Here is a 25,951-nt window from a genome sequence, read left to right as displayed (position 1 = left end):
AGCGACAGGCTCCAGGGCCGGCCCCTGCGCACCGGATCCGCACCCTCACGCCGGAGCGCGGTGATCAGCTTGCCGAACTGGCGCGGGCTCAGCCCGGTGAACGGGGCTATCCAGGAGGGCTCCGACGCCGTGATCACACCAGACACAGCGAGATCATCTCACCCGTGACCAGCAGTTACGGGACAGCCCTTAGTTGCGATTCTCGGCCACTCTGGAGAACGATCGTCGAAGGGCTGCAATGGAGACCTGATTGGGATCAAAATTATTGCGAGCCTCGGCCACCCTGGTGGATGATCGCCATCAACTTCCAGATACGGAATACCAGGTGGATTCGATGCTGCAATCCCAAGCGACCCTGGCAGGCGAACTCAGTCGATGACTCGGGTCAGGGTTACCCCGGCGGGGACCTTGTCTTCGTCGATGGTGATGCGGTCGGTGTAGTCGTCCCAGGAGCGTGCGTCGCTGTGGCCGAGGGGCTTGATGCGGATCAGGTCGAAGAGTTTATGGGCGGGGGCTTGTCCGTAGGCGTCGTCGTGGGAGAAGACGTACAGGCCGCGGATGGCCATTTCGCCGCGGGAGGATGCGCGGTCGTGGTCGAACATCATGGTCAGGGCCTGCCAGTAGGCGGCGAGGTCCTCCGGAGTGACGTTGGCTTTGGCGCCGAGGGCTCCGGAGTAGAAGCCGTGGCCGCGGTAGAGGCCGTAGGGGACGTAGTGCTTGTTGCCCATCTCGGTGACCTTGCCCTTGGCCAGGTCTTCGGGTTTGTTCGGGGCGACGCGGGTGATGCCGGCCTCGAGCGGGGTGATGGGGTCGATGGAGCGGGAGAAGGTGAGCTGCATGGGCCCGCGTGCCCTTCCGGCGTGCTTCTTCTGGTCGCCCACGGACATGACGGCTCCGAACAGGCGCACGTCCCAGAAGTTGCGGATCATCCACTCCTGCGCGGTGGCGGTCTCGCCTTCCTTGGCGCCCCCTTCGGTGTAGGCGCGCTGGATCTGCGGGTTTAGGGCGACGCCCTGTTCGACGTACATCTCGAATCCGGGCTTGCCCTGGTGGATGAGTGTGATGGTGTTGCGGATCTTGCGCTTGAGGGCGACGTCGGTGATGAGGCCCTGGCTGGTGGTGGGGTCGGTTCGGGGCATGCCGCCGGCGTCGGGGTCACCGTTGGGGTTGCCGTCCTTGACGTCGATGAGGAAGACGTAGTCGTGCTTGCGGGTGGGGTCCAGGTGCGCGTCGGTCATGGGTGTGCTGGGTGTCCTTCCGGGGTTGTGGCGTCGTGGTGAAGCTGGTGGCGGCGGGGCGTCCGTCACCAGTGGGTGTCGTCCGAGGCGTCGGCGTCCTCGGCGGCTTGCGGAAGGGCGTCCGCTTGTTGTTCTGCGGCGAGTTCCTTGCCGGCTTCTCGTGCCTTGATGGCTTCTGCGGCAGCGCGTGCGGAGTGGGCTCGCTGGTGGTCGTAGCCGAGGATGAACAGGGCCTGCTGTTCGGTGCTCAGGTGGGCGGGGATGGTGTCGAGCAGGTCGAAGGTGTCCCGCAGCCGGTTGTCCATGGCCTTGGCCGCAGGTTCGCTGGTGCGGGCGATGGTGCGCAGGTGGGGGCGTGCTCCGATGCGGAGGCGGGTGAGGACGGCTCGGGGGGAGACGACCGCGGTGCTCAGGTACTTGTCGGTGATGGTGGTGTTGACTTTGGGCATGGCCTTGGTCTGGATCGCTTCGAGCATGGCCATGATCCGTCCGCATACGTAGCCGGGCTCGGTCGACTGGGGGTTCAGCTGGGGCACGCAGAGCTCCTTGTGGCGAGTGGTCGTACGGATCAGGGCGAGGCGCAGCAGGGCGATGCGGGGCCGGTCGAGGTGGTGGTCGGCGCGGACGCGCTGCAGGAGGACCGGCAGGAGATGGGCTGGTGGCGCGGCGCCGTGGAGTGCGGCTTTGGTGAGGTCGGCTTGCAGGTGTTTGGGGACGGTGGTGTCGACGTACTTGTTCTTGCGCTTGTCCCAGCGGGCGCAGGCGAGGGCGAGTCGCCAGACTGACCAGTAGGTGTAGGTGTTGTTCCAGCCGTCCCAGGTCTGCTGGTCGGCGAACCAGGTCCCGAGTCTCCGTTTCAGTTCGGGGACGGGGATGGTGATCCAGTCGGCGACGATGACCCTGTTGGTGTTCACTCGCAGGGTGAGGGCGTAGAAGGCGTCCTCGTCGAGGACTGCCAGCGCGTCTCGTCCCCGCCGGGGGTGGCGGAGGCCGGCGATGAGCTGGGCCACTTCCTCGGGTTCGGGGTTGTTCAGGGCCCACATGGACGTGTCGGTGTCGGGGTTACGGGTCCACCAGACGATGGCGGATTCGTCGGCGAAGGCGCGGTGTTCGGGGTCGGCGAGCAGCGTGTTCAGGGCGGTGGCGGACTTGGTGCCGCAGTCGACGCAGATGGGGGTGGCGCCGAGCTGCTTGGTGCCGGCCCGGAAGTGGGCGGGCTGGTTGAGAGAGACCAGCTGGGTGTTCATCCCGGAGTTGGGGATGCCCTTGATGGGAACCGGGAGCGTGGACAGCAACGGCATGACATGCCCGCACACGAGGCAGAGCCCCTGGTTCGTCTTTCCCGCCTTTTCGCTCTTCTCTTTCTTGACCTTGTCGGCCCACCAGCTCCTGGCGTCGGGCAGGTCGTGGAGCCACTCGCCGTCCATGCTGATGGCGACGAGGTGGTCTTTGTCCATCTCCAGCGGCCACGCGGTCGGCGCCGGGCTGTTCAGCCATGCAGCCACTGTCTGCGTCTGGGCGAGGTGTGGGTGGTCGTTGCACCAGGATGTGACCAGTGCGCGGTAGGCGGCGTGCCGGGTTTTCGCCTTGGTGACGTCGGTAGAGCTGATCGAGAGAGTCTTCTCCCCGTCCGGCCCTTTCACCAGGCCGGGGTGAGCGAGCGCGAATTGCGCGGTGTCGGCGAACAGGATCGGTGCCGGCTTGGTCCCGGCGCGTCCGGTGTACGGGGCGGTGATCCTACGTTGTTCCTGGCGGAGGTCGATGACCAGCGGTTCCGCGTTCCCTGTGCTGGAGAGGTCGATCTGCCACATGACCCGGCGCGTGAGGTAGTACTCGGGGACATCGCCTTGGCGGTTGTCGGTTTGCTGGACGAGGCTCTGCAGCAGCACGTCAGGCCACCCCGTCCGCGGAGGCGCGTCCCTCGGCTCCGGGCATGCCGTTGACCTCGGCAGGGGCCAGCGGGCGGTCGGGCACGTGAAGAACGCCGTGCTCCAGGCTGGCCCGGAACCAGTGGTAGCGCTCCTTGCCCTTCGGGAGGTACTCGATGTGGTGGAGCATCAGCCCGAGCTCGTCGATGGGCGGAATACCCGCCTGATCGGCGACCGTGACCGCGCCGGCCTCCTCCGCTGATCCGCGAGGCCCGAAGAAGGCTGCGAACTCGCGGCAGCCGAAGTGGGGCTGTTCGTAGCAGGCACCGCGTGCGAGCCGGCGGTCGAACTGGTCGCGGTACTTCGGTAAGGGCGCGGTGCACCGGTCGGTGGCGCGGATCGTCGCGTGGATGCGGTAGGCGACGTCGCTCAAGGCGACGGTGACCCGCTGGCCGCGGTCTTCGGCAGCGTCGTAGCGGTAGCCGGTGTTGGCTCGCAGGCTCTCGTAGGCGTGCCTGGTGACGATCGAGTTGTTGACCTCGTTACGCCGGAAGCGCGTCCACCTCACCGGCTTGAGCTGCTCGATCCGCTCGACCCGGTAGGTCATCTCCGGCTTCCAGAAGATGGCCTCCAGCAGTCCCCTCGCCGCCGGGGGAGTCATGGTCGGATAGGAAACACGTTCGACTTTGAGTTCCGGACGGGTGAAGCAGGCCAGCGGCCCCCACGCCTCCACCTGGACGCGAAGTGGCCGGTCAGCCCTCTCCTCACGCTGCTTTCGGGGACGCGACGCAACCATGCACTTGTTCCCTTCCCTGCCTGCTGACGCAGCCCGTTGTCAGTGCCTGCGGCTAGCTTCCATACGTCGCACAACCCCGAGGTCTACGCCGTGGGATTCGAGGGGTATGCGGCGATCTGGTGGGATCTCAGCGTATAACTGATAGAAAGTCAAATATGGTTGCAGAAAAGGCAGTTGGGGCGTTAGCTGGTTCGAATCCGGTCCCTGAGGGCAGGCTCGTGGCCCACTCGCCGGGTCACCAAGGGACCTGGCACTGGTACGAAGACCACGCCCGCGGCACGGGCGAGCTGGCCCGTCGGTTCGCAGAGCCATGGGGAGGCGGTGACCTCGCCTACCAGCTCGGACGCGACCACGACACGGGCAAAGGGGCCTGTGCGTGGCAGGAAGGGCTGATCGAGGAGGCCACCACCGGCCGCAAGACCAGACGGCCCCCACACAACGACGCCGGAGCCCTCCTGTTCGCCCGGGCGACCGAACGTTCCCCCGCTCTGCTGCCCTGCGCCGGTGTGATCGAGGGACACCACACCGGTCTGTCCGCGTGGTCGGAAGTCCGGCTCCGGCTCAAGGCCCTGATGGCCGACTCCAGCGAGGTGGACGAAGCCATCCACAGGGTCGCTGCGGCCATGCCGGAAATCCTGGACGGCTCATGCCCGGCCGCTCCGGACTGGCTCGACCCCCGTGACACGATCGCTGTGGAGATGCTGGTCCGCATGACCTACTCGGCCGTGGTCGACGCCGACCGGCTCGACACCGCAGCCCACTTCCGGCCCGGCACGCACATCCGGCCGCACATCGGGATGGCTGAACTCTGGGAGCGGTACGAGGCCCGCCGGCAGGAGGCCATCGCCGAACGCCAGCGCTCCAAGGGAGCCTCCTGGCTGGACAAACTCCGCGAAAACGTCTACCAGGAGGCACTCCAAGCCGCCACCGGCAAGCCGGGCGTCTACCGGCTGCACCTCCCGACCGGCGCCGGAAAGACGTTCACCGGCGGAGGCTTCGCCCTCCGCCACGCCTCCCTGAACGGACTGCGGCGCGTCATCGTCGCAGTCCCCTTCATCTCCATCACCGAACAGAACGCAGCGGAGTACCGAAACCTCCTGGACCCCGAGCAAGGACCGCCGGTCGTACTGGAACACCACTCATCCGTGAACGTCGAAGCGCCACAGCAACGCACACCGCAGTCCGCCGGCACCTCGACGAACGCGAGCCACGGCCAGAAAGACGGCCGACCCAACCGGTGGTCGAAACTGGCGACCGAGAACTGGGACGCCCCCTTCATCGTCACCACCACCGTCCGCCTAATCGAAACAATCTTCGGAAACACCCCCTGGGCCACCCGCCGGCTCCACCGGCTCGCCAACTCCGTGATCGTCCTCGACGAAGTCCAGGCCCTCCCCGACAGTCTCCTGACCCCGATCCTCTCCGGCCTGCGAGAACTCGTAGAGCACTACGGAGTCACCCTCGTACTGTCATCGGCAACCCAGCCGGAACTCGCCGCACTGAACCCCTGGCGCTCCGGCCTCCCCCAACGCGACGTCGTCTCCGACCCCGCGCCACTCTTCAAACAGCTACGCCGCGTCAGGTACGAGTGGCGGACCGGCCCGGACGTGACCCTGGCAAGCATCGCCACCGAGGCGGCCGAGCACGACCAGGCCCTCGTCGTCGTCAACGGGACCAAGGACGCCAACCAGGTCCACCGCGTCTGGATCGGCACCAACCACGCCGAGGACCCAGGCGTCCTGCACCTGTCGACCCGCATGACCGGCGGCCACCGCCGAGAAACCATCCAGACGACGAAACAACGTCTGGAGGAGGGTCTGGACACTCTCCTCGTGTCGACCTCGCTCATCGAAGCAGGCGTCAACCTCGACTTCCCCCGCGGATACCGCGCCAGATCAACACCAGAATCCGAACAGCAGGCCGCCGGACGAGTCAACCGCGAGGGCAAACGACCAGCGCAGGACAGCGTCATGATCATCTTCGACCCCCGGGACGGACTCAACCCGGAGCTGGTCTACAACACGTGCGCCATCGCAGCAGCGTCCCGCCACTTCGGCGACGGGCTGGCCTATCCAGACGATCTGGACGCCCTCCGCTCGTACTACCAGCACCGCTACCGCCTCCAGGCAGGACAACACTCCAAGGACCCCAACGGAGCCACCGGAGAAGTCATCGAAGCGCTGCGCGCAAAACTGCACTACCCGGAGGTCGCGCGCAGAATGAGGATCATCGACAACGAGCACTCCGTAGCCGTGGTCGTCATACGCCCCCACCTCAAAGAAGAAACCCGACAGGCCGCCCAGAAGGCCGTCGACCAGCTCCGCCGTGGCCTGCCAACACCGGCGACCTACCGCACCCTGCAGGAACACATGGCATCCATCCCCCAAAGGGAACTGGAACTGGCGATCAACGCTGGCCACGCCATCGAAATCGCCGGTGATCTGAACCAGTGGGTCGGCCCGTACCATCCCCAACGAGGTATCGAACCTCTTGCATGACCATCCAGACCACCAAGCAGCGACTCGTCGATGCACTGGTCGAGACCAAGGTGTGATGGTCAATGGCATGGGAACGAGAGCTTAAAGCCTTGAAGGCCGAACCAGGCGCGGTGGTCGCCCCCAGAAGCGACCGAGGATCGCAGCACGGACGGCACGATCCATCCTTGTGGCAGAACGCAGCTGGCGGTCGCCCCCTCGGGGTGATCAAGGATCGCAACCTGCGCACCATCTGCCGGGACTGTGACGGCGCCACCTGGCGGTCGCACTTCGAGGCGACCGAGGGCCGCAACCCGACCGTGCGCCGACACAGACGGCGGGTCAGCTCGTGGCGGGCGTCCTTCGGGACGACCGAGGGGCGAAACCCCGACGACCTGGTGCAGCTGGAGCGGTCCCCCTGGGATTGGCGGTTGCCCTTCGAGGCGACCGAGAATCGCAACGTTGAGGAGCGTCTGACCACCTACGCTGACACCGTCTGGTGGCCGCCCTTCAGGGTGACCGAGGATCGCAACACCAGGGTGCGCGTGCCGTTCAAGGAGAGGCTGCCGTCCTGGCGGTCGCCCTTCGGGGGCGACCGAGAATCGCAACAATGAGCTGCGGGAACGGTGGAACGAGCAGCGCCCCTGACGGTCGCCCTTCGGGGCGGTCGAGGATCGCAACGTGCTGGCCCCCGCCTTCATGACGCCTCGGGAAGCCTGGGCTGGCGGTTGCCCTCCGGGGTGACCGAAGATCGCAACCGCACCGTCGTCATCTGGACCGCCGACGGCGGCGGCTGGTGGTCGTTCTTCGGGGCGACCGAGCATCGCAACCATCTCCAGGCCCCGCAGGACACCGTCTTGGGCGGCGGTCGCTCTTCGGGGCGGCCGAGGATCGCAACGAATCGGACCGCGCCGGTGAGCAGTGGCAGGAAACCCAGTGGCGGTCGCCCTTCGGGGCGGCCGAGGATCGCAACCCCTGCCAAGACATTTCCAATGCGGGGCGACGGATGGGGGGTGGTAGCCCTTCGGAGCAACCGAAGATTGCAGCATTCGCGGCGCCGTTGCCTTGCGCTGTCGCGCCACGGTGGCGGTCGCCTTTCGAGACAGGCGAGTATCGCAACACCGGCGCGGCCGCATGGCGGCTCCCCGAGTGGGAGTGGTGGTCGCACCTCGGAGCGATTGAGGATCGCAACTACTACAGGGGTGCACATGCCATGATGAGGTGTCCGGCTGGCGGCCGCCTTCTGGGCGATCGAGGATCGCAACCTCTTTCTGGAGGAAACCGTCTGGAGCGACGCCCACAACTGGCGGTCGCCCTTTGGGGCGGTCGAGGATCGCAACGCGTCCGCCTGGACTCGCGGGAGCACGGCTGTCTCCAGGTGGCGGTCGCCCTCCGGGGCGGCCGAGGATCGGAATACGACGTGGGCGAAGGCCCGCGGGCAATGGTCGCTGGTGGCGGTCGCCCTCCGGGGCGGCCGAGGATCGCAACGCCCAGGACGTCTCCACCCTGACCGGCGCCCACTACGTGGCGGTCGCCCTCCGGGGCGGCCGAGGATCGCAACGTGGAGATGGCCAAGGGCTCTCAGCGCTAACGCCCTGTGGCGGTCGCCCTTCGGGGCGGTCGAGGATCGCAATACCCGGGCCACGACCACCCGGATGTCGCGGATGCCTGCCGGTCTCCCCTCGGGGCGGCCGAGGATCCCAACAGCTGCCCGGTCCGGCAGCAGTGCGCGACTACGCCTGGCGGTCGCCCTCCAGGGCGGCCGAGGATCGCAACGGCTCCCTCGTGGTCACAGGCGCCCAAGCGCTCTGGACTGGCGGTTTCCCTCCGGGGCGGCTGAGGATCGCAACGCACAGGGCCTCGCCGACGGGCACGGCGTGACCGTCTGGTGGCGGTCGCCCTCCGGGGCGGCTGAGGACCGCAACCCCATCGCCGTCTTCTGGTAGACGACCGTCGTCGGCCTGGCGGTTGCCCTTCCGGGTGGCCGAGGCTGGCAACCCTCTCCTGTTCCCCATCGTGGGAGTCGAGCCGCAGCCTGATGGTTGCCCTTCTGGGCGTTCGAGGATCGCAACATCGACATGGACAACTTGCGTACGCTGGTGCGTGTGATTGAGACGGAGCGGGCGCTTAGAAGGCGCCTGCTCTATCCTAGCGTTTCCTGGCCGTCGAGGGGCAGGTATGGGTGGATTCGGGCAGATTCGCCGACAGCAGACACATTGAGTCCCATACGGACTGGATTAACTCGGCGAAGGAAGCAAAACCTAGAGCGGTCTTGAGAAAGCAGAACATGCTCTCTGCGCATCAGTCGGGACTGCGAGAGGCGCGTCGTGGGCGCAACATAGCCGACGATCGCCGGTTGGCCAAACCGGCGCTTCTCCAGACCATTGAATGACCAGGGGATGCCGACGCGTCCCGATGTCTCGTGTGAGGAGTCATGTAGCTTGTCGAAGCTGGCAATAGGTGAATCGTCCTTGCTCTCTGCGGGCCAAGTTCGTGCCCTTCTGGAGTGGATCCAGGAGGAATCTTCGGGAGCCGTCTTCCCTTTCCTCGCCTCTATAGCGGGCACCGCCCTTTCGCCGGGTGAAGCAGCCTCGGTCCGGGTTCAGGACGTGACGCTCCCGGACGGGGAGTTCGGGGAGATGTTGGTCCGTGCCGGCGAGCGTCGGACAGTTCCTGTCTCCCCGGACATCGTGGGCGTGCTGAGGTGCTGGATCGACGAGGCGGGTTTGGAAGCTGAAGACCTGCTGTTCCCGGCCGAGCGGGGTGGGCCGTTGGCGTCCTCCGAATACAAGACGGCGTGGAGGCACGCTCGCCAAGCGGTGTTGAGCCCGGACGAGGTACAGGCGGGCTTGGGGGAGCAGGTCTCCAGCCTGCGTGACTCCTGTCTGGACCGCTGGCTTGAGGCGGGCGTTCCTGCGTGGGGTGTCGCCGAGTGGGCTGGCGTGAGTGCGAGCTGGATTGCGCTGCGGTACCCGCACCGCTTCCGGCTGGAAGACATCGAGATCGACTGGGGCCACCTGGAAGAGATCCTGCGCCTTCCGGACATTCCCGAGCGGTAGTTTCCCGTCCCGCGCTCGGACTTGCGATCCGAGCGCGGGAGCACCGCCGCATGCATCCCGAACGTCAGCGGTCCACGTTTCACGCGTTCGTGTCACATAGCTCGGCCGTACAGCGAACTGGTCCCACTGCCCTGACAGGGCCGGTTGACCTGCGCCGTGGACCGCCGACAGCCCGGCTGAACCAATTCTCCCCCTTCGCTTTTCCTTCCCTGTCTCCGAGGACTCGCGCATGCCTGCCCGTTTGCTGTCCATCCCCGCTGTCGCCGCCGCCCTGGATGTCGACCGCCGCACCGTCTACCGCTTCATCGCCGCCGGAGATCTCCCCGTCGTCGATCTGCGCACCGGGACGGAACGATCCCGCGTCCGTGTCCCTGCTGCCGGGCTGGAGGAGTTCATCGCCAGGAGGCTGGTGGTTTCCCCGCGGCCCCGTCGGTGATTTTTCGCCCCCAGTCCAGCCCTCACCGTTTCCGAACGAAGGAGTAGTACCGCGTACCTGCGCAAGTTGAAGTCCGGCAAGTGGCAGGCGACCGTTCGTAACCGGGCCGGAGACCGGTTCAGCGAGTCCTTCCCTCTCAAGGCCCAGGCGCGGGCCTGGGGCGTTGAGCTGGAGACCCAGTTCGCCCGCGGAGGCATGCGCGACCCGCGGGCCGGCGAGATCGCGTTCCGGGAGTGGCACGACCGGTGGTGGAACGCCCGCATCGTCGAACCCCACACCCTCCGGGGTGACGGGTCCAGCATCAAGAACCACGTCATGCCCTACTGGGCGGACTGGGAAATGCGGGCCATCACCCGCATGGACGTCCAGAGCTGGATCCGCTCCCTGGTCGAGAAGGGCACAGGCCCTGCCGCGATCAAGCGGGCCTACAACCTGACGTCGTCCATCATGCGCGCGGCGGTCGACGACGATGTGATCGCGGTGAGCCCGTGCCGCAGCATCGATCTGCCGCCCATCGCGGTCAAACCGCCGCAGTGGTTCACGCCCGACCAGGCGCAGAGCATCCTCGACGGACTCGCCCCCGTGTGGCGGACGATGTGCCTGCTCGGCTTCTACACCGGACTGCGCTGGGGAGAGCTCTCCGGCCTGCACCGCCACCGCATCGACACGCGCCGCTCCCGCCTGTTCGTGGTGGAGGTCAATACCAAGAGCGGCATCAAGGAGTACCCCAAGAGTTCCAAGAGCCGCCGGGAGGTCCCGCTCCCGCCCCACGTCCTGGAGGCCCTCGAACGCCACATCCACCGGCTCGACCGCGATGCAGTGGTCTTCACGACCATTACCAAGGGCCGCTCCGGGCGCCTACTCGCCGATAGCAACTGGCGTCGGCAGTCCTGGTGGCCTGCTGTAGAGGCTGCCTACCATTTCGGTGACGACGGCGAGTTGCAGCTCGTCCCGCACTACCCGCCGCACTCCATGCGTCACACGTGTGCTTCGTGGCTGGTCCAGAGGGGGGTCTCGCTCTACGAGGTCCAGCACCTTCTCGGCCACGAGAGCTTCCAGACCACCCAGCGCTACGCCCATCTCCAGCCGGACGCCCATAAGGCCGTGTTGGGAGCCTGGGAACGCATGGAAACCCCGCTCAATATCGTCGTATGAGCGTTCCTTCGCCCTGTCCTCCACGGACAGGGCGAAGTCGTTTCCCGGTTGGATAGGGCCGGGTCACGTTCGCGGGTCGGTTGGCCGGTCGTCGGGAAGCGTCCAGCGGCCGTCGGCGTCGAACGGCCACGGGTAGGCGTAGGCCGTGTCCCTTGACGTGGTGTAGGCGATCAATCGGCGGTCGTGTTGGTGGTGTTGGGGAGTGCGGGGGGCGCTCTCGCCAGGTTCGGTGGGGTAGATCTGGTCCATGCTGCCTTCGGGTAGGTAGCGGCGGGGAAAGGCGATCCACTCGTCGTGCATCTCGAAGAGCACGGCGGTGACCAGCCGCAGAAGGGCGTCGTCGTTGGGGAAGACCTGGACGACATCGACGCGGCGTTTGATCTCGCGGTTGATCCGCTCCAGCGGGTTCGTGGACTGAATCTTCTTCCAGTGCCGTTCCGGGAAGGCGGCGAAGGCGGTGAGATCGTCCTTGGCGTCCAGGAGCATCTGTTTGACCTGGGGAAACTGTGCGCCAAGCATGTCGGCGACCGTGTCGAGCTGGTTGCGGACGGCGTCCTGGTCGGGCTGGGCGAAGATGGTGCGGATGGTCGCGGCGACCATTTCCGCGGCGTCCTTGGGGATCACTCCGATGACATTGCGCAGGAAATGGACCCGGCAGCGCTGGTAGGCCGCGCCGATCATGACCTTGCAGATCGCCTTGACCAGGCCCGAGTGGTGATCGCCGAGCACGAGCCGGACACCGCCCAGGCCGCGTTCACGCAGGTGACGCAGGAACTGGGTCCAGAACACCTCGGTCTCGCTGTCGCCGACCATCACTCCCAGCACCTCGCGGCCGCCGTCCTCGGTGATGCCGGTGGCGATCGGTGCGTCACCGGGCTGGTGCCAGAATGGCAGGAAGAGGTGTGTGCGCAGTTCGCGCGGCCCGACGGCGGCGGACTCGTTGAGCCTGCCCTCGGGTCCGGTCGGGAGGCGGTGACGCCGGTCGGGGTCAGCCGGGCAGGCTCACCGTCGCGCCGACCTTTTGCAGGATCGACTCGCCGGCGATGACGGGTGACAGGCCCGCGCCACCGCCCGCGGGAGCGGGCAACGGGACGATCTCGGCGTCGGGATCGGTCTCGAAGAAGTAGACGAGGGACACCAGTTCCTCGTCCGGCGCGATGCTGCTGGGAGCGAGGACACGGTGGCGCAGCGCCCGCCAGCGGCCGTCCGTCCACAGGGACATGAGGTCGCCGAGGTTGACGACCAGGGTGCCCGGCTCGAAGGGCGGCTCGAACCATCCGTCCTCCTCGTTCCACACGTGCAGGCCGCCGATCCCGGGCTGCCGGTCCAGCAGGGACAGCGTGCCGAAGTCGGTGTGCGGTCCGACGCGCATTTGGCCCGGCCGTATCTCGCCCAGGCTGGTCAGGGAGGGGTACCAGTTGACGTTCTGCGTCCAGGTGGCCCGCGCGCAGCGTGAGGTGAAGAAGTCCGTCGGCAGGGCGAGGACGTCGGCCAGCACCCCCATCACCTCGTGGGCGACGCGGGTCATGTGCCCGGTGTACGCGAGCACCGTCTCGCGCAGCGCGGGCTGTTCGTCCGGCCACTTGTTGTCGGGGTAGTACAGCGTGTCGAACGCCGGGTCGCCGGTGCGGTGGTTCGGACCGACGTGGAACGCCTCGTGCAGGTCGGAGGTGTCGGGCTTGCCGTCCAAGGCGCCGACCTGGAGCGCGCCCAGTCCGCGCCATCCGTTGTCGTAGGGACGGTTGACCCGGTACCGCTCCTTGTCCTCACGCGGGAGACCGAAGAAGGCGCGTCCCTCGGTGCGCGTCCGGTCGGTCAGTTCCCCCGGCACCCCGTGGCCGGCCAGCAGGAACAGGCCGGTCTGCCGCAGGACGGTGTCCAGTCGCGCGGCGATGGCGGCGCGGTGCGCGGGCTCCGCCTCCTTCCACTCGGTCAGGTCCAGCACGGGAACGTCCTGTGCCATGTCGGGCTGCCTTTCATCGGAGTGGAGATGTGCTGCCATGCCGTCACTGCCCCGGGCCCGCCGCCGCGGGCTCCTTCGCGAACCGCTCGATGTCGCCCAGGCGTTCCCGGGGGCCCCAGGTCAGAGCGGGGATGTGCGCGTTGATCAGTTCCCCGTCCTCGCGCAGTACGGCGGAGGAGGGGTGGTACATGTGCAGCAGCGGATCACGGTACTGGTCGAAGGCGGAATGTGTGTCCATGCGGTAGGCGAAGTCGTTGTCCTCGCCTCCCCAGCCCTCGAACCGCTCGTCCATGCCGCCGATGCGGTGGAAGGCGCTGGTGCGGACCCAGACACAGCAGCCGGGCGGCCGGCGGAGCACGAAGGCCCGCAGGTGGTCGGCGTCGACCTGGGGGGCACCGCGCCCGAGGCGTTCCTCGATCGCCCAGGATGTGGCGGATTCGTCGAGGCACCACATGTCGCGGTAGCTGAGGTGTCCCATGGTGCCGCGTTCCCGGAATCGTGCGGTGTTGCGGGCTATGAAGTCACGGTCGACCAGCACGTCGGCATCCAGGATGCACACGGCCTCCGGTCGGCCGGGCGCGTTGACCACGCCGACGTTCACCGCCCAGGACTTGTTGAAGAGTCCGTCCTTGCGGGCGAAGAGGTAGTGGTCGGTGTACGGCATGACGGCGTCCCGCCGGCGGGGGGTGCCGTCGCTCTCCACGACCACGACCCGGTACGACGAGGCCGGCACCGACTGGTCGCGCAGCGACAGCAGGCAGGCCAGCAAGTTGCGTAGCCGGTGTCCGGGGCCGCGGTCGCGGAACGGTACGACGACGAGCGTCTCGACGTCGCCGCCGGGCGCGGCATGCGGCGGGGCGGTGGCGGCAGCGGCGAGGGCGCGCAGCCGTTCGGGAGTGACGCTCTCCGTCGAGCGGGGGCTGTAGCGGCGTCCCAGGTGGTATCCGAGGCGGGAGTTGGACTCGGCCTGCCATGCCTGGTTGAACAGCTTGTGGAGCGCCGGGGCGGCGCGGTTCCGAACCTGTTCGGTCAGCCGCCGGCGCAGGGTCGCGTGGGTGGCCGGGTCGGCCGGCCTGCTCCGCAGTGCCTCGGCCGCTGCGCGCAGTCCGCCGTCCGGGACCTGGGCCACGGCTTCCACCACCGCGCTGCGGTACGGCAGTCCGCGTTCCCAGTAGAAGATGCTGGCCTCGCGTGCCTGGGGGTCGGCGTCGACCGCGAGGGTGGTGACGACGGCGTCGGCCAGCGTGTCCGGGTCGTGGGGCATCAGTGCGGGCACGGGTGTCCCTCCTCTTGGCTTGGTTCGGGGTCGGTGGTGGGGGTGCCGGCGACCGGCCGCATGAGGGTGTGTCCGCGGCACCACGCCGTACGAGGGCGTGCGGAGCCGTGTGGCGAGACTCGGCGGCTAGGCGGCCTGGGTGGGTCAGAGCGCGACGGCGCGTTCCGTGCGGGTGAGCAGGAGGCGGGTGCCGTCGTGGGCTCCACGCACCGGGACGCCTGCCGTGGCCGGGTGGGTCGTGAGCAGGGTGCTCGCCAGACAGGTGTTCTGCGGACGGGAGGCGTAACGGCCGAGGGCGCGCGGCTGCCCCGTCACCCGCTCGGGCGGCAGGCCCAGTTCGCGTGCGATGAGCCGGGCCCAGTCGGCGCGGGAGATCCGCTCGGGTCCGCCCAGGTGCAGGAGTACGGGCGCCGGTGCCGGCAGCACGGCGGCGGTGACCGCCGCCACGTCCTCGACGAGCACCGGGGTGGTCCACTGATCGGTCGGGGCCGTGATGTGCTCTCCCGCGCGCAGCCGGTGCACGCAGGACGCGAAGAAGTTGAGCCACTTCGGGGCGGTGGCGGGCTCCCAGCCGTAGATGAGGCTCACCCGCAGCACCGTCGTGGCGCCGCCCCGTTCGGCGAGGATTCGTTCGGCGGCGAGCTTGGCCCTGCCGTAGGCGTTGGCGGGGCGGGGCGGGCTGGTCTCGTCGGGGGCCCGGTCTGTGCCGTCGAAGACGTTGTCGGTGGAGATCAGCACGATCCGCCGGTCGTCGGCCGCCTTGGCCACAACGCGTGCCGCCCCGGCGTGTCCGCGCAGGCTCTCCTCGGGGTGTTCCTCGCACCAGGTGACGTCCGACGGGCCGTGGACGAGGACGATCCGCTCGGCGTTCGTGGCGTCGATGACCCTTCGGACCGCCGTCGGGTCGGTGACGTCGAGGGCCGACCACGGCGGCCGGCGGCCGGTGTCGGCGAGAGGTGGTGTCCGCGATGCCAGCACGGCCTGCTCACCGGAGCGCAGAAGATGGTCGGCGACGGCCCGTCCGACGAATCCGCTGCCTATGACCAGGGTGCTCATACGCTGTCCTCCAGGACGGGGGTGAGGTGCAAGGACCGCTCCAGCATGCGGCCCATGCCGATCAGGCAGTGGTCGTCGTCGGTGGCGCCGAGCGCGAGCATGGCGCGGGTCTCGGCGCTGTCCAGGCCGAAGCAGCCGTGGCGGACGAGTTCGTCGCCCAGCAGGGACACGAACCGCTCCCCCACGGCGACGGCGAAGCCGCCGATGAACAGGTACCGCCGGATACCGATGGCCGTGAACAGGCAGTTGACGGCCGAGGCGAGCGGGCGCAGCGAACCGCGCAGGGTGCTCGTCGCGAAGGGGTCGCCCGCGCGGACGGCCCGGGCCAGTGCCTCGTTGGTGATGCCCTCCGGCCGGTGTCCGGCGGGTGCGGCGAGCACCGAGCGGGCGAATGCCGCCGGGTCGGCCGCGGCGGCTTTGCGGGCCCCGCGCAGGATGCCGCGGCCGGAGGCGACGGCGCCGAGGTGGCCCCGGCCGCCGCAGTCGCAGGGCGCCGCGTCCTCGCTCAGATCGATCCGCCAGTGCCCCAGTTCACCGCCGTGCCCTTGGTCGTCGACGAGGACCTCGCCCTGCCGGAAGACCTTGCTGCCGATACCGGAGCTGATGGTGATGAGGCAGAAGGGCTCTGTTTCCGTCTCGGCGTAGCGCCAGGCCGCGGCGGTGATGTCGTTGGCGACCAGCACCGGCAGGCCGAGTCTCGCCGAGAGCAGATCGCCGACGTGCACGGGGTCGGCCTCGGCACCCCACAGGGTGGGGGCCGCGCGGACGACGCCGTCCTTGGCCATCGGGCCGGCGAAGGAGAGGCCCACCGCGCTCGCGCCGCGGCCGTCGGGCGAGGACAGGTACTCCTCCAGTTCGCGGACGAGTTGGTCCAGGACCCGGCGCTGCGGGGTGCGGGCGGGCCGCGGGCCGTGGCGGCCGATGCCGTCGGTGGTGACCCGGCGCACCGCCGCGACGCCGCCGTGGGCCGCGATCCGGCCGATGCGCAGGCTGGTGCCGCCCAGATCGGCCACGATGTGGGGGCGCGGGCCGGGCGCGGCCTTGGCAGCGGCGCTCACGACGCTGTCCTGATGGTGGCGGGCTCCGGGACGCAGTGCTCTACGGTGTCGTCCCCCAGCACGATGGCCGACTCCAGCCGGGCTCCGTCGGGTATGCGGGCTCCCGGCAGGAGCACGGAGTCCCGTACGGTGGCGCCGGTGCCGATGCGTACGCCGGGGTAGGTCACGCAGTGGTCGAGAAGACCGGGGTTGACGAGGTCGTCCCGGACGATGCGGGAACGGACGCCGTCGCCCTCCTCGACGAACCGGGGGGTCAGCTCGGGGCGCACGGTGAGAGGCGGGTCGGTCAGGGGCAGGATGGGGGGCCTGCCCAGCAGGCCCAGGTGGTAGCGGTCCACGGTGCCGTTGTCCTCCCAGTGGCTCTCGACGGGGTAGCTGCGGACGCGTTGGCCGTCGGCCGGCATCGCCGGGATGACGTCCCGGCTGATGTCGTGCTGCTTGTCGGTGTGCCGGAGCCGCTCCAGGTACCGGCGCAGGAACGCGGCGTCGAAGAAGAGGTGGACGTAGCGTCGTTCGATGCGCTGGTACGACACCGTGTGCGCGGCTCCTGAGGCGCGGTGCCGACGGATCATGTCGCCGTAGTCGAACCGGTAGACGTGATCGGCGTGCAGCACCAGGATCTCGGATTCAGATGGGTCGCCTTCGAAGACAGGGTCGGCCTTGGTGGTCAGGGCGTCGGCGGTGCCCCGTTCCTGCGGCCAGGTGCGCCGCGGCAGCACGGCGGGCGGCGTGCCGGGTGACCTGCGGTACGCCTGGTCGTAGGGGGCGAAGTGCATGCGGAACCCGGGGGCGCGGTTCCAGACGGCGTGCAGGTCGTCCATGAGCCGGCGTTTCTCGTACTGGGAGAGCAGCAGGACGTCCCGGAAGCTGGAGCGGCGGGCGTTGGTGAGGCTGAAGTCGATCAGCCGGGCGGTGCCGTCGAACGGCACGAGCGGTTTCAGCCGGCCCCGCCCGAGGGGGCCCAGGCGCCGTCCCTCGCCGCCGGCCAGCAGGACCGCGCGCACTCCGTCCGTCTCCCGGACGGTGCGGGGAGTCGGCACGGTCGTCAGTTCCGGCCTTACGTTCATGGTGACAGGGCCTTTCCATGGGACGGCGTCGGGCCGGGGGCCGGGTTCGGGTGGTCGGGGTTGTCGGGGGGCGGCATCGTGGTGCGGTGGCCCAGGGAGCGCCACCAGCTCAAGGTCACGCTGTCGGGGTCGAGGCACTCGGGAGTCCGCATCGTGGTCCGTGCCCGCTCGAACGCGGCGACGGTGGCGCCGATGTCGTCGGTCTCCACCGCGAACAGGGCGAGGTGGCTGCCGGGCCCGGCCGGGAGGCCCGGGGCTCGGTCGCCGCCCGCGTCGCCAGGGAGGAGCTGGAGCCGCCGGGCGGAGACGAAGCCCGGGACGCGGAGCACCTCGTCGAGATGGAAGTCGTCATACCAGCGGTGGTACTCGGCCCCCGCGCCGGGTCTCGGCCGAGTGTGCACCACCAATACGTGGGTTTCCATGCGTGCCCTTTCCGAGTGTCAACTCCTGTGGTGTGCGGCGGACAGGCCCGTCCGGCCGGCCGCCAGGTGCCGCTGGAGAAGGGCGAGGGCGGCCAGGGTCGAGGCGTCCTTGACACGGCCCTCGGCCACCATCCGCCACACTTCCTCCTCGGAGAACCAGCGGCTGATCAAGTCGGCCTCCTCCGGTTCAAGGCGGGGTTCGCCCTGGGTGAGGCCGGTGGCGAGGATGACGTTGAAGCCCTGGTCGCTGTAGCCGTAGGCGGCGAACAGGTGCCCGATCAAGGTCATCTCGGCGGCGGTCAGCCCGGTCTCCTCGGCCAGTTCGCCCCGGGCGAGGTCGAGGGGGTCGACGTCCGGCCGGTCCTCCCATGAACCCTGCGGGAACTCCCAGTAGCGCCCCTCGACGGGATACCGGTACTGCTCGACCAGGTGGAATCCGCCGTCGGCGTAGGGGATGACGACCGCGAAGTCGGGCTTGCGCACGACGCCGTACAGCCCCGGAGTGCCGTCGTGCCGCAGGGTGGTGTCCTCGCGCACACTCATCCAGCGGTTCTCGTAGACCACTTTCGATCCGGTGGCCCGCACCTCGGGTTCGCGGTCCACCCCCAGCGTGTGCCACGCCGACCTGCCGTCGCGGCCAGTGACGAGCAGCGCCAGTAGGTGTGCCGGTCCGGGGACCTCACCGGTGAACAGGTCTTTGGCGGGTCGCCCGGTGAGCTCCGTCACGGCGGGGTCGGATGTGGCCGGTACCACCTCGACCCGGCTGATCCCGGAGCCCTGCCACCGCACCCGCACGGTGTTCCCGGTGTGGTGGGCCCGGCCGTGTCCGGCCGGGAGCGGATCGCGGCCGTCGCCGGCGAGGACCGAGCGGACCACCGGGGTCGCGTCCGCCGGGCGGCGCCCCTCGGCGCAGGCGGTGAACACCGCGAGGAAGCGGTCGGCGGCTGCCTTCCAGGTGAAACCACGGCCGGTGGCGACGGCGTTGGCGCGCAGGGTGTCGATCCGCTTCGGGTCCTCGCGCCACAAGGTCAGCATGCGCAGCACGCCGGAACGCACAGCCTCGGTCAGCGCTTCGTCGTCCACCCGGAACGAGCGGGGCAGCGCCAGTCCGGTGGCGCCGGGCGCGCTGAGGTCCTCGGCGTGCCCGAAGTGCCGCATCCCCTGCTGGGCGGTCGCGATGGGAACACAGCCTGCGGCCATCGCCTCGCCCATCGCCATCAGGAAGGTGTCCATCTCGAACTTGGACGGGAAGACGCAGAAGTCACTGGCTGCCGCCCAGTCCATCAGTTCCGGCGTGCTCATCGGGTCGGTCCGGACGCGCACGAGGCCGGCCTGGTCGCGTTCCAGCGCGGCCAGGTCCTCGTCCTTCGGGGGCCGCGGGGACAGGCAGTGCAGCAGCACGTTGACCCGGTGCCCCTCCTCCAGCAGCCGCCGCATCCCCCGGAACAGCTCCTTCTGGCCCTTGTGTTGCACCGAGTACCGTGCGTTGTGGTAGAGGGTGGGCAGCGCCGGGTTCAGCCCCAGGGAGCCCAGGGTTCGTCGGCGGCGTTCCTCGGACCGCCGTACGTCGAGCCACTCGTCGCCGATGGCGCAGCCGCCGACGGTCAACAGGTGGGTGCGTGCCCGGAGTTCGCGGCGCACGGCCAGTTGCTGGAAAAGCTGCTCGAAGGGGGTTCCCGCCTGGGTGAGCGCGTGCGCGAGCTGCCCGTCGGAGAGGAAGTCCAGCGCGGCGACGGAGCGGGACACCAAGCCCAGCACCGGCAGGTAGTCGTGGCCGGGACGCTCCGGGGAGTCCGTGTGGAGCAGGGTGTGCGGCAGGTAGGCGCGCATCGCCCGCTCCAGGTGGCCGTCGAGCGGCGGGTCCGCCAGGCCGTCGGCGACCGAGGTGTCGGCCCCTTCATGGCGGAGGAGGGCGCGCACCTCGGGGCCGTACGCCTTGGTGTTGACCGCGAGGTTCGTCTGCACCGTGGACACCACGTGGTGGCCGTGTCCGGCGAGCAGCGCGGGCAGGAGGTAGTGGTGGACGGGCTCGTGCAGGTGCACGACCGCGCCCGCCGGGATCCGCTGTCTGACGTAGCGGGCGGCGGCGATCTGGAAGACGAGGGTCTTCAGGTAGGTCAGGTCGTGGCCCTTGAGGTCGGCGGGCGGGTGGAAGGTGTCCGGGTAGGTGTCCAGCAGGCCGCCGCTCAGCAGCACGATGCCGATGCCCTCGACGGTCATCCGGTGGGCACGCACGGACATCGGCAGGCGTACCGTCTCCGGCTGGTCCGGCCACTCGGCCGGGTCCAGCCGCACCGGGATCTCGTCGTCCGTCCGCCAGTCCAGGTCGACGACCTCGTAGCGCTCGCTGAGCAGCGGCAGGAGGCCGTGCGCGGGAGTGACCGCGCCGACCCGGTGTCCCTGGTCCCGGAACTGCCGGGCCAGGTTCCACAGGTAGACGGAGGTGCCCGCCTTGACGAGGTGGTCGTCGAATCCGCTGAACTCGAAATGACACTCGATGATGTGCAACGGTCCCTCTGTTCGCTGGGCGATACGGCGAGTCGGTGGGAGCACGGCCCGGGTCAGCCGCGTCCGGGGCCGGGTACCAGTCCGGTGTCCGGGGTGCGGCCGGGGGCCTCGGGTGTCCGGCCGGCCGGGCGCAGGGCCGGCGCGCCGAGCGCCACCAGGAAGACGAGGAGCGCCGGCAGGCCGAGGGCGACGGGCAGCCCGACGAACGAGCTGACGCTGCCGATGACAATGGGGCCGATGAGGAAGCCCACGTAGCCGAGGCTGACAACCAGCGACAGGGCGGCACCCGCGCGGGCCGGGTCGCGCTGGCCGGCCGCGGAGTAGACCTGGGGGGCGATGCAGGACATACCCGCGCCCAGGCAGGCGAATCCGGCGACGCCCGCCCATGGCCGGCCGATGATCAGGGCCGCCATCATGCCGGCGGAGGCGAGCACACCGCAGGCCCGTACAAGCGCCACCGGCCCGAACCGCGCCGTGAGCCGGTCGCCCAGCAGGCGTCCGGCGGTCATCGCCGCCGAGAACGCGGCGAACGCCGATGCGGCGAAACCGGGCGAGCCGCCGAGGTCCTCGTGCAGGTAGACGGCGCTCCAGTCGGCCGCCGTGCCCTCGCCCACCAGGGCGCACATGGCCAGGGCGCCGAGGAACCAGAGCTGCGGCGAGCGTATGACGCCGCGCCCCGCGGGCCCGGCGGGAGCGTCCTGCGGTGCGGTGGCGCCCGGGCCGGTCGGCAGCGCCCAGAGGGCCGCCCAGAGCGCCAGGAGTACGACGCAGCCGCCCACCGAGAGGAAGGTTGCCCGTGCGCTGAGCTCCTGACGGGCGAACAGGCCGCCGGCCGCCGAGCCCAGGAAGCCGCCGATGCTGTAGACGGCGTGGAACGACGACATGATCGGTCGCCTCCAGGCCCGCTGGACCTCGATCGCGTTGGCGTTCATGGCGATGTTCAAGGTGCCGTGCACCAGCCCGAACAGGAACAGGGCCAGCATCAGTGCCGCGAGGTTTGGCATGTAGGCCGGCGGGATGAGGAGAAGCCCCTCCAGCAGTGCCGTGGGCACCATGACCCGGGTGCTGCCGTAGCGGTCGGTGAGCCGGCCGAGCACCATCATGCCGACGATCGCGCCGAGGGCGAAGGCGAGCAGCGCGACGCTCAACCGCCCGTCGCCGAGGTCGAGATGGCTTTTCACGCTGGGGATCCGGCTCGTCCAGGCGCCCAGGGCGGCGCCGAACAGCAGGAAGAGGAGGGAGGTGGCGGTGCGTCCGCGCCGGAGCACGGCGCGGTCGGTGGTGATGTCCATGCGGGCTGTCTCTCCGATCGGTGCCCCTCGGTGGGTCACCGTGGGCGGCGGCTCGGGTGCTGTGTCGTCGGCGCCGTCGGCGTCAGGTGGTGGCCGCCTTCTCGGGGGTGCCGGGCGGGCGCAGCACGGAGGCCGTGACGATGAGTGACAAGGTCAGCAGGGCCACCAGCGCGAAGGAGACGGGCAGCGAGGTCGCGTCGGAGACGAAGCCCATGACGGCTGGTGCGAGCAGGTTGGAGGTGTAGGTGAGGGTCGCGACGCCGGCGATGGTGCGGCTGGTGTCCACCGCCGCCGCCCCCGCGGCGGCGAAGGACAGCGGCAGGACGACCGCCACTCCGATGCCCACCAGGGCGAAGCCGCAGATGGCGAGGGCCGGGGTGCGCGCGACAACGACCAGGAGCAGGCCGGTGGTGGCGACGGCTCCGCTGAGCCGGACCGCGTTCACCACGCCGATCCGTCTGACCGCATGGTCGCCGAGCAGCCTGCTGATCGCCAGGGCGCAGGCGAACCCGGTGTAGCTGCCCGCGGCGACGCCGTCGGAGGCGTGGGCCACGGAACTCAGGTAGAGGGCACTCCAGTTGCCGCTGGCGCCCTCGGCGAAGACGGCGCAGAAGCCGACCGCGCCGATGGCCAGCGCGGACCGCGGGGGCAGCGCGAAGCGCGGCGGCTGCTGCTGGCCCGGGCGCGGCCTGATGTCGAGCACGCCCTGGGTGGCGTACAGCCCGACGCAGAGGAGGACAGCGGCTGCGGCGGCGAAGTGGACGCGGGCGTCCACCCCCGCCGCCGCGGCGAGGGACCCGGCGCCCGAGGCCACCAGCCCGCCGACGCCCCACATGCCGTGCATGCTCGCCATGACGGAGCGGCCGAGTTCTTGTTCCAGTTCCACCCCGGCAGCGTTCATGACGACGTCCGCCATGCCCGACGCCGCACCGAACACCAGGAGCCCGGCGAACAGCAGGACCACGTCGGGGGCCAGCGAGGGCAGCAACAGCGCGAGGCACCAGGCGCTGAGCAGCGTGCGCAGTGCCGCGCGCCCGCCGAACCGGTGGACCAGCCTGCTGGCCAGGGGCATGGCCAGCAGGGAGCCGAGGGCCGGCGCGAGCAGGGCGACACCCAGCGAACCGTCACTGATACGCAGGTGGTCGACGATCCAGGGGATGCGGGTGGCGAAACTGCCGGCGACGGCACCGTGCACAGCGAAGACGGTCGCGGTGCGGACGCGCGCCGCGCGTGCGTCGGGGCGTTGCCTCGCGGACCGGTCGGTCGACGCTTTCATGGCGGGTTCTCCTCGGAGGGTCCGATGACGACAAGCGCTTGCGGTGGTCCGGCGCGGACCGACTGAGCTATTTTTCAGGCATGGTTCCTGAAAATAAAGCCCTGTCGGTGCTTTCCGGCCTCGGCCGCCGGCCCGGCGGGACTCACATACGGTCGGGACCGGGAACGCGGATCTCGCCGCCGAGCCGCTTGGCCTCGGCCGTGACGTGATCGCCCCAGCGTTTCCACAGGCCGCCCGCGAGCCGTGAGGTGACCACCACGAGGTCGAACCGCCGGTCCGGCCAGGGGGTGCGCGTCCCGCACAGGTGCAGGGACTCCACGACCGTGGCGGGGGCATCGGCCACGGCCTGCCGGAGGGCCCGGTCGTCGAAGTCGCAGAGAGTGAACCGTGCGTTCGCGGACGCCCATTCGGCCGGGAGCCGCGGGCCGCAGCCGAACACCGCCACGCGTGCCGGATCACCGGTCCCCTCCGCCAGGTGCCGTGTGCACTCGGCGAGTTCGCCGACCACGTCCCGCCCGGCGGCCGCCGTGGTCCAGCCCAGCAGGTCCTCCCATTCGACCTCCAGGGGGTCGATGAGCCCCCGGGAGGACACCGCCCAGTACAGCTCTGTCTGCACCCCGGGGTGCTTGGTGAGGAACCGCTGGCAGTTGCGCATGATGCTGACCGCGGCCTCGTCGTGCGCCCGTTCGTGCGGCAGCTCGATCCCCCACGCCGTACGGGAGACCACCATGGCAATGCCGTTGCGGTGCAGCCGGTACCCGAGCTCGATGTCCTCCACCCCCCAGCCCGTGAAGTCCTCGTCGAAGCCGCCGGCCGCCCAGAACTCGGCTGCGGACAAAGAGAAGTTGAGCGTCCACAGGAACACCCAAGGCATGGCCATACGGCCGGGGTCGAAGCCGACGCGTTCGTAGTCCGGCAGCCGCATGTCCTGGAAGGACGGCACCTCGATCAGCCGCCGCACCACCTCCTCGGGCGGGAGGGTGTCGACGATGCCCTCCATCTCCTGGCTCGGGTTCGCGGGGTTGTAGCCGTAGGCGTAGCCGAGCACCGCCTGTCGGCGGCCGGACGCGTGGGCGTCAAGATGGGCGCGCACCCACTGCGGACCCACGATCATGCCGGTGTCGAGGAACGCCAGCACGGGCGCGGTGGCGAGCCTGGCCCCGCCGTTGCGGGCCGCAGCCACCCTGAATCCCAGGTCCTCCTGGAAGTGGTAGCGCACTCGCAACCGGTCCGCGTAGGAGCGGACCAGCTCGGCGGTGCCGTCCGAGGAGCCGTCGTCTGCGACGACCACCTCGAAGTCCGACACCGGGACGTCCTGCCGGACCAGGGATCCGAGCGTGCGGTCCAGCAGGCTCTCGCGGTTGTACGTGGGGATGACCACGGACAGCCGGGGGGCGGTCTCTTCCTGCATGTCGATGTGTGCCCTTCTCTTGGCTGAAAACCGCTGCTGGGACGGGGGCGGCCCGGCGGGGTCCGTCATCGGGCGGCCCTGACGAGCGTCGCCCCGCCGTCGACGTTGATGGCCTGCCCCGTGACATGCCGGGCGTCGGAGGAGCAGAGGAACGCCACCGCGGCGGCGATGTCCGCGGCCGTCTGCTCCCGGCTCTTGTGCGGCGGCGCCTCGCGCAGGACGACCCGGTCGGCGACCACGCGCTCGAACTCCGCCCGGTCCACCGCCGCCCACTGCCGGCTCCAGACGAATCCGGGCCGGACCAGATTGACCCGGACCGCGCGCGGTGCGAGCAGGACGGCCAGGGAGGAACTCCAGTGCTCCAGCGCGGCCTTGGCGGCGCCGTAGGCGGGTGAGACCGCCCACGGCATCGCCGCGGCGATGGAGCTGACGTTGCACACCGCCGCGCCAGGGGCGAGTCGGCCGGCCAGGGCGCGCGTGAGCCGGTAGGCGGCCGAGACATTGAGGTCGATGATGTCGTCCCAGACCTCCGGCGGCGGCCAGGCCACGTCGTCCACCGGTACGACGGGGGGCCGCCGCTCGCCGCCGAGCACGTTCACCAGCACCGACAGCTCGGTGGGCAGTGTGCTCACCAGTTCGGCGAGCCGGCCGGTGTCCCGCAGATCGCATTGCCGGAAGTCGGCCTGTGCGGGCAGCGGTGCCGTGGGTTCGGACACGTCGACGACGACGAGCCGGTCGACGACGCCCCGGGTGAGCAGTTCCTCGGCCACGGCGCGGCCGATGCCGCCGGATCCCGCGGTCACCAGGCCGACGGCAGGCGAATCTCCGCTCATGACGCCTCCTTCCCGCGTGTTCGTGAGGGGTGGGTGGGGTCGTGCGAGGCGTCCGGGCCGCCGCGGGGAGGGCCGGGGCGCGTCTGTCGCGGCGGCCGTCGGGCGCTGCCCAGCAGGACGATGCGTCCCGCGCGGAGCCGGGGAGTGAGGTCGCCCACGGCGCCGACGACCCTCGCCAGCGATTCCTCGGGGCCGAGGGCCGGTCCCTGCACGCCGACCACGGTCATGCCGGCGGCGCGCGCGGCGGTGACGCCGGGGAGCGCGTCCTCAACGACGACGCAGTCCGCGGGCGGGACACCGAGCGCGCGGGACGCGGCCAGATAGCCGTCCGGTGCGGGTTTTCCGCTCGCCACGTCGTCGGCGGTGACCAGGACGTCCGGCACGGGCAGCCCGGTACCGCGCAGCCGGGAGGCGGCCAGTGCCCTGGTCCCCGAGGTCACCACCGCCCAGGCCGCGCCGGACAGCGCGGCGAGCACGGCGTCCGCGCCCCGGCAGCGCGTCAGGCCGTCGGCGTCCGCGGCCTGCCTGGCCTCCAAACGCGCCGCCTCGGCCGCCGCGTCCAGGTGCGGAGCGACCGCGGCGACCACCTCGACGGACCGACGGCCGTGGCAGGCGGCGAGTACCCGGGCCGGGTCCAGGCCCTGATCTCGGGCCCACTCGGTCCAGGACCGCTCCACCACGGCCCCGGATTGCACGAGAACGCCGTCCAGGTCGAACAGTACGGCGCGGCAGTTCAGTTCCTCGCTGGCCTTCATGGCGCGAG

At 69.9% G+C, this 25,951-nt stretch carries 20 protein-coding genes and 2 pseudogenes; 5 read left to right on the top strand and 17 right to left on the bottom strand.

Annotated features, from left to right (window positions below; translation table 11 throughout):
* From AB0927_RS15715 to cas5c, 4 genes and pseudogenes are all read right to left on the bottom strand, one after another.
* Positions 1 to 146, bottom strand: a pseudogene (locus tag AB0927_RS15715) (IS5/IS1182 family transposase); the annotation flags it as partial.
* Positions 147 to 368: 222 nt separating this feature from the next.
* Complete coding sequence (cas7c, locus tag AB0927_RS15710; RefSeq protein ID WP_366668125.1) at positions 369 to 1,238, bottom strand: type I-C CRISPR-associated protein Cas7/Csd2; 870 nt, start codon at positions 1,236 to 1,238, stop codon at positions 369 to 371.
* A gap of 65 nt (positions 1,239 to 1,303) precedes the next feature.
* On the bottom strand, positions 1,304 to 3,127 hold the full coding sequence (gene cas8c, locus AB0927_RS15705; protein ID WP_366668124.1) for a type I-C CRISPR-associated protein Cas8c/Csd1: 1,824 nt from the start codon (positions 3,125 to 3,127) through the stop codon (positions 1,304 to 1,306).
* A gap of 1 nt (position 3,128) precedes the next feature.
* Positions 3,129 to 3,902, bottom strand: coding sequence for a type I-C CRISPR-associated protein Cas5c (gene cas5c, locus AB0927_RS15700; RefSeq protein WP_366668123.1), 774 nt, complete (start codon positions 3,900 to 3,902; stop codon positions 3,129 to 3,131).
* Positions 3,903 to 4,057: 155 nt separating this feature from the next.
* On the opposite strand from cas5c, the gene AB0927_RS15695 reads away from it, so the two are divergent.
* From AB0927_RS15695 to AB0927_RS15675, 5 genes are all read left to right on the top strand, one after another.
* A complete protein-coding gene (locus AB0927_RS15695) occupies positions 4,058 to 6,400 on the top strand; it encodes a CRISPR-associated endonuclease Cas3'' (RefSeq protein ID WP_366668122.1) in 2,343 nt (780 codons plus the stop codon).
* Between the two features lie 164 nt (positions 6,401 to 6,564).
* Positions 6,565 to 6,990, top strand: a complete 426-nt coding sequence (locus AB0927_RS15690) for a hypothetical protein (RefSeq protein ID WP_366668121.1) — start codon at positions 6,565 to 6,567, stop codon at positions 6,988 to 6,990.
* A 1,827-nt stretch (positions 6,991 to 8,817) separates the two neighbouring features.
* Complete coding sequence (locus AB0927_RS15685) at positions 8,818 to 9,435, top strand: tyrosine-type recombinase/integrase (protein ID WP_366668120.1); 618 nt, start codon at positions 8,818 to 8,820, stop codon at positions 9,433 to 9,435.
* A gap of 229 nt (positions 9,436 to 9,664) precedes the next feature.
* Positions 9,665 to 9,871, top strand: a complete 207-nt coding sequence (locus AB0927_RS15680) for a helix-turn-helix domain-containing protein (RefSeq protein WP_354752805.1) — start codon at positions 9,665 to 9,667, stop codon at positions 9,869 to 9,871.
* Positions 9,872 to 9,937: 66 nt separating this feature from the next.
* Positions 9,938 to 11,026 (top strand): tyrosine-type recombinase/integrase, encoded by a 1,089-nt coding sequence (locus AB0927_RS15675; RefSeq protein ID WP_366668119.1) that lies wholly within the window; start codon positions 9,938 to 9,940, stop codon positions 11,024 to 11,026.
* 246 nt (positions 11,027 to 11,272) lie between these two features.
* Here AB0927_RS15675 and AB0927_RS15670 read toward each other — a convergent pair.
* From AB0927_RS15670 to AB0927_RS15610, 13 genes and pseudogenes are all read right to left on the bottom strand, one after another.
* Positions 11,273 to 11,887: pseudogene (locus AB0927_RS15670) on the bottom strand (IS256 family transposase); the annotation flags it as partial.
* A 127-nt stretch (positions 11,888 to 12,014) separates the two neighbouring features.
* Complete coding sequence (locus AB0927_RS15665) at positions 12,015 to 12,989, bottom strand: 2-oxoglutarate and iron-dependent oxygenase domain-containing protein (RefSeq protein ID WP_366668118.1); 975 nt, start codon at positions 12,987 to 12,989, stop codon at positions 12,015 to 12,017.
* A gap of 43 nt (positions 12,990 to 13,032) precedes the next feature.
* Positions 13,033 to 14,265 carry a galactosyltransferase-related protein gene (locus AB0927_RS15660; protein WP_366668117.1) on the bottom strand — a complete coding sequence of 411 codons (1,233 nt, stop codon included), beginning with the start codon at positions 14,263 to 14,265 and terminating at the stop codon, positions 13,033 to 13,035.
* Positions 14,266 to 14,409: 144 nt separating this feature from the next.
* The gene (locus AB0927_RS15655) at positions 14,410 to 15,321 is read right to left on the bottom strand and encodes a sugar nucleotide-binding protein (protein ID WP_366668116.1); all 912 of its coding nucleotides are present in this window, start codon (positions 15,319 to 15,321) and stop codon (positions 14,410 to 14,412) included.
* Positions 15,318 to 16,379, bottom strand: coding sequence for an ROK family protein (locus AB0927_RS15650; protein WP_366668115.1), 1,062 nt, complete (start codon positions 16,377 to 16,379; stop codon positions 15,318 to 15,320). The genes AB0927_RS15655 and AB0927_RS15650 overlap by 4 nt, the downstream gene beginning before the upstream one ends.
* Entirely contained in the window at positions 16,376 to 17,446 is a 1,071-nt protein-coding gene (locus AB0927_RS15645; protein WP_366668114.1) for a sugar phosphate nucleotidyltransferase, read from the bottom strand. Before AB0927_RS15645 ends, AB0927_RS15650 begins: the two co-directional genes overlap by 4 nt.
* Positions 17,443 to 17,868 (bottom strand): hypothetical protein, encoded by a 426-nt coding sequence (locus AB0927_RS15640; protein ID WP_366668113.1) that lies wholly within the window; start codon positions 17,866 to 17,868, stop codon positions 17,443 to 17,445. The genes AB0927_RS15645 and AB0927_RS15640 overlap by 4 nt, the downstream gene beginning before the upstream one ends.
* A gap of 18 nt (positions 17,869 to 17,886) precedes the next feature.
* Positions 17,887 to 20,376, bottom strand: a complete 2,490-nt coding sequence (locus AB0927_RS15635) for an NUDIX domain-containing protein (protein ID WP_366668112.1) — start codon at positions 20,374 to 20,376, stop codon at positions 17,887 to 17,889.
* 53 nt (positions 20,377 to 20,429) lie between these two features.
* Positions 20,430 to 21,668: an MFS transporter gene (locus AB0927_RS15630; protein ID WP_366668111.1), complete on the bottom strand. Its 1,239-nt coding sequence runs from the start codon at positions 21,666 to 21,668 to the stop codon at positions 20,430 to 20,432.
* 82 nt (positions 21,669 to 21,750) lie between these two features.
* Positions 21,751 to 22,944 (bottom strand): MFS transporter, encoded by a 1,194-nt coding sequence (locus AB0927_RS15625; RefSeq protein WP_366668110.1) that lies wholly within the window; start codon positions 22,942 to 22,944, stop codon positions 21,751 to 21,753.
* Between the two features lie 142 nt (positions 22,945 to 23,086).
* Positions 23,087 to 24,355 (bottom strand): glycosyltransferase, encoded by a 1,269-nt coding sequence (locus AB0927_RS15620; RefSeq protein WP_366668109.1) that lies wholly within the window; start codon positions 24,353 to 24,355, stop codon positions 23,087 to 23,089.
* Positions 24,356 to 24,420: 65 nt separating this feature from the next.
* Complete coding sequence (locus AB0927_RS15615) at positions 24,421 to 25,188, bottom strand: SDR family oxidoreductase (RefSeq protein ID WP_366668108.1); 768 nt, start codon at positions 25,186 to 25,188, stop codon at positions 24,421 to 24,423.
* A complete protein-coding gene (locus AB0927_RS15610; protein WP_366668107.1) occupies positions 25,185 to 25,943 on the bottom strand; it encodes an HAD-IA family hydrolase in 759 nt (252 codons plus the stop codon). The genes AB0927_RS15615 and AB0927_RS15610 overlap by 4 nt, the downstream gene beginning before the upstream one ends.
* Between the last annotated feature and the right edge of the window lie 8 nt (positions 25,944 to 25,951).

The organism is Streptomyces sp. NPDC048106, from assembly GCF_040706415.1.
Classification (GTDB): domain Bacteria; phylum Actinomycetota; class Actinomycetes; order Streptomycetales; family Streptomycetaceae; genus Streptomyces.
Note: the sequence above shows the minus strand (reverse complement) of the source record. Positions and strands in the feature narration are given on the sequence as shown.